Origin of the sequence: Protofrankia sp. Cr1 (assembly GCF_963555865.1) — a bacterium.
Taxonomy (GTDB): domain Bacteria; phylum Actinomycetota; class Actinomycetes; order Frankiales; family Frankiaceae; genus Protofrankia.
In genome coordinates this window covers 1-7,784 of sequence record NZ_CAUVXO010000232.1, presented here as the reverse complement: position 1 = coordinate 7,784, position 7,784 = coordinate 1, and the positions used below count along the sequence as shown (strand labels likewise).

General features: G+C 69.2%; 7 protein-coding genes. 3 read left to right on the top strand and 4 right to left on the bottom strand.

Annotated features, from left to right (window positions below):
• Positions 1-221 precede the first annotated feature (221 nt).
• Positions 222-383, top strand: a complete 162-nt coding sequence (locus U9980_RS17230) for a hypothetical protein (protein ID WP_322768852.1) — start codon at positions 222-224, stop codon at positions 381-383.
• Positions 384-470: 87 nt separating this feature from the next.
• Here the strand turns inward: U9980_RS17230 and U9980_RS17225 are convergent, their stop codons facing one another.
• The 4 genes from U9980_RS17225 to U9980_RS17210 all read right to left on the bottom strand — a co-directional run bounded on the left by U9980_RS17225 (position 471) and on the right by U9980_RS17210 (position 5,133).
• Complete coding sequence (locus tag U9980_RS17225; RefSeq protein ID WP_322768851.1) at positions 471-749, bottom strand: hypothetical protein; 279 nt, start codon at positions 747-749, stop codon at positions 471-473.
• Positions 724-1,305, bottom strand: coding sequence for an aldo/keto reductase (locus tag U9980_RS17220; protein WP_322768850.1), 582 nt, complete (start codon positions 1,303-1,305; stop codon positions 724-726). Before U9980_RS17220 ends, U9980_RS17225 begins: the two co-directional genes overlap by 26 nt.
• A gap of 146 nt (positions 1,306-1,451) precedes the next feature.
• The gene (locus U9980_RS17215) at positions 1,452-1,946 is read right to left on the bottom strand and encodes a GNAT family N-acetyltransferase (RefSeq protein WP_322768849.1); all 495 of its coding nucleotides are present in this window, start codon (positions 1,944-1,946) and stop codon (positions 1,452-1,454) included.
• Complete coding sequence (locus tag U9980_RS17210; RefSeq protein WP_322768848.1) at positions 1,927-5,133, bottom strand: orotidine 5'-phosphate decarboxylase / HUMPS family protein; 3,207 nt, start codon at positions 5,131-5,133, stop codon at positions 1,927-1,929. Before U9980_RS17210 ends, U9980_RS17215 begins: the two co-directional genes overlap by 20 nt.
• 250 nt (positions 5,134-5,383) lie before the next feature.
• Between U9980_RS17210 and U9980_RS17205 the strand changes: the two genes are divergently transcribed.
• Both U9980_RS17205 and U9980_RS17200 read left to right on the top strand, forming a co-directional pair.
• Positions 5,384-6,985, top strand: coding sequence for an NAD(P)-dependent oxidoreductase (locus tag U9980_RS17205; protein ID WP_322768847.1), 1,602 nt, complete (start codon positions 5,384-5,386; stop codon positions 6,983-6,985).
• Entirely contained in the window at positions 6,982-7,674 is a 693-nt protein-coding gene (locus U9980_RS17200) for a hypothetical protein (protein ID WP_322768846.1), read from the top strand. Before U9980_RS17205 ends, U9980_RS17200 begins: the two co-directional genes overlap by 4 nt.
• Positions 7,675-7,784: the final 110 nt, after the last annotated feature.

The following is a 7,784-nucleotide window of genomic DNA, read 5'->3' as shown; positions in this document are numbered from 1 at the left end:
GTGTGTTCGCAGCTCAGGTGGGGTGCCGAGGTGGGAATTACCTACTCCGACGTACGCGCGGCGACGTTATGCGGCTGGGTCTTCCGGCCGTCGCCTGTCTGCTGATCCTTGCTTTGTGAGGCGGGGTCGGGGCCTACGAGTCGAAACGATCGCTGGTCCCGTCGTCCTCATCGGTGAACGTGCGGGTGAGGGTGTAATGGCCGTGCGTGTGCTGGCGGGTCGTGGGTCCCGGTCAGCGGGCTCCGCTGGCCCCGTCCGCCGCGACGCAGGCATGGTCATGGACGGACTCGTTCGTCATGGGTGGAATCCTGCTGTCCACCGTTGGGGTCTGGTTGGTCGGCCTGATCACTCTCGTCGTGCTGGTCGTTTCCGCCGTTTCCTGAGTCGTAAGAAACGGGAGTATCGCGGCATGCGCGTGCGGTTCCAGCGTGCGTGTTTGTTTGTCCAGACGTGATCTGCGATCCGGACGATCATGCGGAAATCCGGGAGTTCGGGCGGGTGAGCTGGTGGTGGAGGGTTTCGAGGTCGCGGTCGGTGTCGCCGTCGCTGAGTGGGTCGGCTTGTTCGGCGTGGAGGTAGGCGTGGTATTCGGTGGTGACGGCGTGGTGGTCGCCGGCGGCGGTGGTGGTCAGGGTGGAGCCGAGTTCGGCGTCGAGCCAGGGTAGGCGTGCGGGGGTGCCGCGGACGAGGTCGAGGGCGTCGGTGAGGGTGGGGATCGCGATCTCATGCTGTGGTGATGAGAACGCCAAGGTGGCGGTCGGCGGCGAAGGCGAAGATTCCTTCTGACGTGGCAGGCGGTGTGAGCAGGTTGTCCCGCACGGCCAGGACGTCGGGCCGGATCGTGTCGAACAGTCCGCGGAAGCGGGCGACCTTGCCGCCCTGCAGGTTTGGGGGTGTCGTCAGCCGATCGAGGGCGTAGCGGTGCGGTCCGCGCATCCCGACGGCGCGGATGAGCCCTTCGCGCTTGAAGGTGTGGATGGCGTCGACCGCGCCTTCCAGCCAGATGTCAGCGGGGCCGAAGTCCGCGTGATGCAGAAAGTACAGATCGAGGTGGTCGGTGTGCAGGTTGGCGAGGGTCTGATTCAGCTGTCGGCGCATGTGGCCGGGGTCGAATCCGTGCGGTGCGGCGCCGGCGAAGTAGCCGACCTTCGAGGACAGCACGAGGGCGTCCCGTCCCGTCGCGGTGACCAACCGGCCGAGGTTCTCGTCCGGTCCACCGATCCCCCAGCAGCCGATGCCGACCGTCGGGACGGCGATACCGCAGGTGCCGAGGACGCGGACGGGCAGCGTCCCGCTGGGGTTCACGTCGGATCACCCTCCCGTGTCTCGTGCCCTTGGGTCGTCCCCCGGGGTGAAGACGGCGCTGTTCTAGTCGTGTACGAGTTGTGATGCCCGATCGGAGTCCCGCAAGTGTCTTCCGCCGCGCGGTGTGGGCGGCCTCCGTGACGTGATCACCTACGTGAAAGGGGCGGTGCGAGATCAAGCTGGTAGACGGCACGGTCTTTCCCTGGACCCTTGAAATCCCGTTTCACCGACACTCCGTGGACGAGGACATCTCCGGGAACGTTGGTGAAGCCGAGCGAGGTCCAGGTGGCATCGGCGGTGGTGTTGTCAGGTTCGGACGTCAGGTAGAGCCGGGAGCAGCCCCAGGCCGCTGCGCGGTGGTGGATCGCGGCGAGAAGAGTCCGGGCAACTCCCTGCTTGCGATGGTCCGGGTGGGTGATGACGTCCTGGATGTAGACGTCACGGGGGTCGTCCTGGCTACGGAATGCGATGACCGCACCGGCGACCTCGTCCCCCACCAGCGCGACGGGGCACGTCGAGGAGAACAGGCGCGCGTAGAGCCAGTAATCGGAGGAGGTCCGGACCCGGATATAGGGCTCGCCGAGTCCCATCAGCTGCTGGACTCGGGGAATCAGCTCGTGGCTAAGGTCCGTGACGATCATTGACGTCCTTCGCTGGGGGCCGGAGCAGGCTCGCGAGTCTGCTGGCGGCGGCGTCGGGATGGAGAGCTTCGGTGACGCTGCGTCCGACGATCAGGATGTCCCAGTCGCCGCTGTCCATGACCGCGGTGTCGGTGGCGCTGAAGCCGCCGGAGACCGCGACCGGCAGCCTGGTCCAGGCCCGGAGGGTGCGTGCGTTGGCCATGGGGTGCCGCTGTCCGACACCGAGGTCGATGTTGCTGGTGACGGCGAAGCCGTCGACGCCGGCACGTTCCATGTCGCGGACCCATTGTTCCCCGGCCTGGGCTGAGGGCACGTCGAGGACGATGGGTACGCCGAGTCGGCGCCCCGCGTCCACCGCGGCCGAGACGCTGGCGGTCGACGCCGGTCCGATGAGGAACACGACGTCGGCGCCCGCCTCGGCAGCCAGGACGACCTGGTCCCGGCCCCAGTCCGCGGACATCATCTCGGCGACCACAGTCAGGTTCGGCACCTGGCGTTTGATGTGCTCGACTGCGGCGACGCCCACTCGTTTGATCAGCGGGTCACCTACTTCGATGAAGTCGAGACCTGCTGCTGCGGCGGCGCGGGCGACGGTGGAGGCGTGCTCGAGGTCGTGTACATCGAGAGCGATCTGCACGCATCGGCCGTCCCGTAGCCGGCGGAACTCTTCGTGGGGCGACCGCTCGTGCCGTCCCGACGACACCGCTGCGGTGCCGGAGACTGCGTGGGCTTCACGATGAACCAGCCAATGCTGGCTCTGCCGCCCCTCGTGGATCAGTGACCGTTGCAACCCGTCCGGCAGCCGGATCGCCCCGGTGCGGATCTCTCGAAGAAGGGAGAACAGTGCGGGATGACGACGTGCCGGTGTGTGGTCCTTCTCGGGGGAGCCGTGCAGCAGGTAGAGACGATCGACCAACGCCGCGAGAGGCGCGGGAGCACGCGACCAGCTCTCGTCGACGGCCAGCCGCCTCATCGTGGCCTGCGCGAGGAGCGTCGTCTCGGTTACCTCAGCGTCGCCGTTGAGGATCCCGCGCAGGAGGCGTTCCCGGACATGCCAGTTGTCGTCACCGATCAGGCTCGTGACGTGGTGCTGCGCGGCGGTGAATCCGCTGTGGCCGATGGCCTGGGCGAGTGCCGCCCGCACCTTGTAGTCGGGGTCACCGACGAGCCGGGCCATCACCGTCTGCGAGACGGCCGAGCCTGCTGCGAGATCATCGCCGAGACCGTCCGCGAGCGCTGCCCGGACGCGCCAGTCTGGGTGTCCCAGCAAGGTTTCGAGCATGGCGGTGAGGTCGTGGTCGCTGACCAGCAAGAAGAAGTACCGGGCGAAGAACGTCGCTACCTCGGCCTCGTCAAGGTCGGTCGTCTCGAGGAGGCGGCGGACCGCTTCTCCGTTCAGGTTCCGCTCGACTGCCCGAGCTGCATCCGTCCACATCGCGGAACCGAACCTGCGGAGGACGCCGACCAACCACGGGTCGTACTCGCCACCAAGAGCGTCGAGGGTCGCGGGGGTCGCCAGGAGGGACCGGGCGAGGTCCGCGGCTGAATCCTGCGCGCACCTGCGGGCGCAGGTGCGTAGGACTTCCGCCGTGGTGAATGCCGCCCCGCCGGCGCCAGCCCGCAGCAACATCGGCAGCGTGGCGGCGACGGTCACCGTCGGGGACAGGGCGACGGAGGCCAGCACGTCCGGGGTGGAGCTGTCGAGGCAGTGCACGGCCAGCTCGAACACGCTCCGTGCCCGGGCGGAGGTGCACGCCTGGGTCGCGAGGTCGTTGAACGCCCCTACTGTGGCGACCGACCGACCACGCTTGCGCACCAGATCGGCGATCCTGGTGGCAAGGAAGTACTCGCAGATCACGTCGTGGTCGAAATCGACGGCGCCGTCCGGGGCGACGCGGACTAACGGTGCCGCGGTGGCCATCGGGGCCGCCGCGGCCACGGCGTCGGTTGCGGCGTCGGTTGCGGCGTCGGTACGGGGTACCAGATGTGCCGGGACGAGACCGGGAAGCCGAACTTCGGCGAGGTCCGATAGCTCTCGCAGGGACCGGTCGACGTCCCGGCCAGATCCGCGGAGGATCGCTCGCGCGCAGTGGTCGACCAGACGGTAGCCGTTGACGGCACCCGTCGAGGCGTCGCCGCCGGCCGCGCGTACGAGCTGCATGTATAACGGCAGGCAGATCAGTTCCTGGATCGCCGGCGGTAACGCCGTAAACGGCGGGTCGTCCGGGAGTCGGGAGAGATCCCAGACGTGCTGCGCCTCCACGGTCGTCCACCGGGACATCCCGTAGGAGGCGCCGCCTGCGCCCGGGTTCCCAGCCGGGAAGACCGACGCGGCGAGGACCGGATAGGCGGCGACCTCGATTTCGGGCGGTGTGCGGGCGACGAGCAGGAACCTGAGCCGGTCGTGCGTCACCTGACGGAGGACGGTATCCACCTCCCGGGCGATGGAGCGGAACTGCGCCTGATCCTTCAGACCGTCAATCACGACGAGTAGCGGCCGGTCCAACGTGGCGCTCTCGTCTTCCAACGTCAACAGCGGCTCCTCACCGCCCGGCAGCGACGCGTAGCGCAGAATTTTCGTGGCAAGGTCAACGGGCTCACTCCATGCATCAGCCCCATGTAGCTGGACGTCGACGTCCTCCGCCAACGACTCGGCCAGAAAACAGGTCAGCCGCGTCTTGCCGCATCCCGGCGGCCCCGTCACCAGGTAGATCCGTGACGGCGACGCGAGGAACTCGCGTAGCCGCTCGAGTGCGCTGGGCGGCGGAAGATAGACCATCGCCGACGCCGCCGCCGATCCGACTGCGCCCACCAGAGTTGGCGTCCGGGAAGACCAGCCGATCGCCGCTCTCACCGTCTGGTCCGAGGAAACGTCATCGGGCGCCGTGTGCCGGCTGGGCACGCGGGGACCGGGGCTGAGCGAGGCGTCCGACTCCGCCGGCGTCGGCTCATCGTCGGCAAGCGCGGTCTCGAAGCGTTGGTGGACGTCGTCCGGGGCTCGGGTGAGTGCGATATCGAGCAACTGCTGGGTCTGGTAACGCAGACGCGCTTGGTCGCCCCGCCGTTCCCAGTTGGAGATGGCAGCTGGGTTGACCCCCAACCGCGCCGCGAACTCGCGCACACTCATCCGCTGCGCCTCGCGCAGCGCCCGAGCTTCCCGCCCCGACCACCTCCGCACCGTGGTCATCAGGACGCCCCTCAGCTCATGTCACGCCGCGTCGCTCCGGTCGCACGCCACGGTAGCGGCCCACCCGACAGGGCAGCGCCAAAACCCAGCCAACATTCGGACGCCGCCGCGTTCCTGCCGGCCACGGAACACTGCCACGCTCACCGTGACCAAGGCCGACCCGGCGGCACCGATCGCCGGGCGGCGGCAGCGGACCGTCACCGATCACCAGCGGGACGGGCGCGATCGAGGCGCACCAAGGAGGACCGCCGTGGCGCGAGACGCCGGGATGACCAGCCCTGCGGTGGGACTTCCGGTTCCCCGGCGCGTCGTGGAACCTCGCACGAGCCCTCCCCGGGTACCCGCAGCCTCGGCGGGGGAACGCGGTCCGGTGATCGCCTCCGTGGCGGTTCGCGGCGAGTCCGGTGACGGCGCCGCGCTCGTTAGACAGGTTGTCGCGACTCTCGGTGACGCTGCGGAGATCGTCGATCGCGGTATGGCGGACGGCGGCCAGGAGGCTCGGCTGGCCCTCGCCGACGGCGTCGTGCTGCGGGTCGTCGCTGGCCCCCCCACCAACCCGAAGGCGGAGCCCGAGCACACCATCGTCATCTCCGCGATCGTCGACCATGTCGGCGCCGCGTCAGCGGACAAGCTGCGGGCGCTGTTGTCGGCGGTGGCGCGGGTCGGGTTCACGCCGCTGGAGCTGGCGGAACTCCGCGCCCAGATGCCGTTGACAGCGACCTTGCCGCGGTTCGTCGCACCGCGCTGCCTGGGTGGGGTGGCGCCCATGCTCACGGTGCATCACATGACCGACTTCCTGGTCATGGTCGAAGCGGCGCTTGCGATGGGCGTCTCGCCGTCGACACTCACGGTGATCGACAAAGGGTATCGTTACCGTCACACCGGCCGGGTCGACGCCCACCTGCGGGCGTTGGGCATCGCCGTCTTCCCGTGGACCGCGGCGCGGGCGGCGCTCGTCGATCACGCGGGCCGGGCGCGGGCCCTTGGCCGGCGCGGAGTGCTCATCGACGACGGCGGTTACACCCTGCCGACACTCCTCGATCAGCTGCCTGACCTCGTCCCTGCGTTCGCTGGGCTGGTGGAACAAACCACCTCCGGCATCATCAAACTCGAGCCGTACGCCGACCGGCTGCCCGTGCCCGTGTTCAGCGTCGCCGAATCGCGGCTGAAAGCCACCATCGAGTCGTTCGGCATCGCCGACGCGTCGATACGTAACACCCTGCGCCTGCTCCCCGAGGAAAAGTTCGAAGGGCAGCCGGCACTGGTGATCGGGTTCGGGCGGATCGGGGAGCAGATCGCCGAGGTGCTGCGGGACCGGCGGATGCGCGTCGCTGTCTACGACACGACCCTGGTCCGTCTGATCGCCGCCCACGAACGCGGCTTCCTCACCGCGCGGTCGCTGGCCCAACTGCTCGCCGAGCACCAGCCGCTGCTCGTCGTCGGCACCACCGGCCGCCCATCTGTCCGCGGCGAACACCTCGCGTTCGTCCGCCGTGACTGCTACCTGGTCTCCACCACCTCACGCACCAACGAGTTCGCGCTCGACGAGCTAACCGACGAGGCGCAGCACGTCCGAGACGTCGGCGTCACCGGGGTACGACTGCATCTGGGCTCCGGCCCGGCGGTCACCGTGCTCGCCGACGGCTTCCCCATCAACTTCCACCACGCCGAGAGCCTCCCCAACAAGTTCGCCGATCTGGTACTCGCCGCCCTCCTCGTCGGCGCCGCGACCCTCGCTCGCCCCGACCACGGCTTCGCCCCGGGCCACAACGTCGCCGCGACCGACGCCGTGCTGGAATCCTGCGGCCTGCTGGACCGCTACTACCAGCGATTCGGCCCGACAGCCCGATGACCGCCCCCCAGGCCCACGCGGAACGCTGGTTCACGTTGACATCACCCGGATGGCGGCTACCACCCGCTGACGGCCTGCTCACCGCCCTGCCCCGGCAACCGACCACTGACCTGCACACCGCCCGCCGAGCCCTGGCCTGCGGCGCAGACGGTCTCCTGACCTGGATCGCCACCGGCCCGCTCCCCGTCACCTGGGTCGCGCTCCGCGGGCTCGGTGTCCGCGCCGCCGTGCTGACACCTGCCGGCACGGACGAGGGGCGGGCGGTGCTGGCGCACCAGTTCGCGTTACACCTCAGCGCACTACGGAGCCGCAGCCAAGCCACCGGCCCCTACCTGACCAGCTCGGCGCCGCCGAGCCCGTCTCCGGATGCCGTCCGCATCCCGCACCTCGTCGCCCTCCAACACAATCAGCACCTCGGCGACACGGTCGTGTGGGAACTCATGACCCGCGGCGACGCGTACCTGTGGCTGGGCGGTCCCCTGCCCGACCAGGCGTACTTCGAGCGGCACCTCCCCGGCCTGGTCGCGCTGCGCGCCGCTGCGCGCGCCCACCAGCTGCCCGCCGGACCGCCAGGCAAACAGCTGACCCGTCTGCTGGCCCACCGGTACCTGTCGATCCGGCTGGTCTACCAGCACCCTTATCTCTTCCGCCGCCTGCTTGCCGACTCGAGAGGAACTCACAGCCCGTGACGATCAATTCCTGGACCGAGAGCGACGCCGACCTGGCTGCCGCCTACGCCCGCCACGCCGGAAGCCTGCGCGGCGCGGTACGCCACGCGCTCGTCACCCGAGCCCTGCTC

What these genes read in the sequence shown, in the direction of transcription:
- U9980_RS17215 (WP_322768849.1), bottom strand. Translation starts at nt 1,946, where the DNA reads ATGATCGTCACGGACCTTAGCCACGAGCTGATTCCCCGAGTCCAGCAG.
- U9980_RS17210 (WP_322768848.1), bottom strand. Translation starts at nt 5,133, where the DNA reads ATGACCACGGTGCGGAGGTGGTCGGGGCGGGAAGCTCGGGCGCTGCGC.
- U9980_RS17200 (WP_322768846.1), top strand. Translation starts at nt 6,982, where the DNA reads ATGACCGCCCCCCAGGCCCACGCGGAACGCTGGTTCACGTTGACATCA.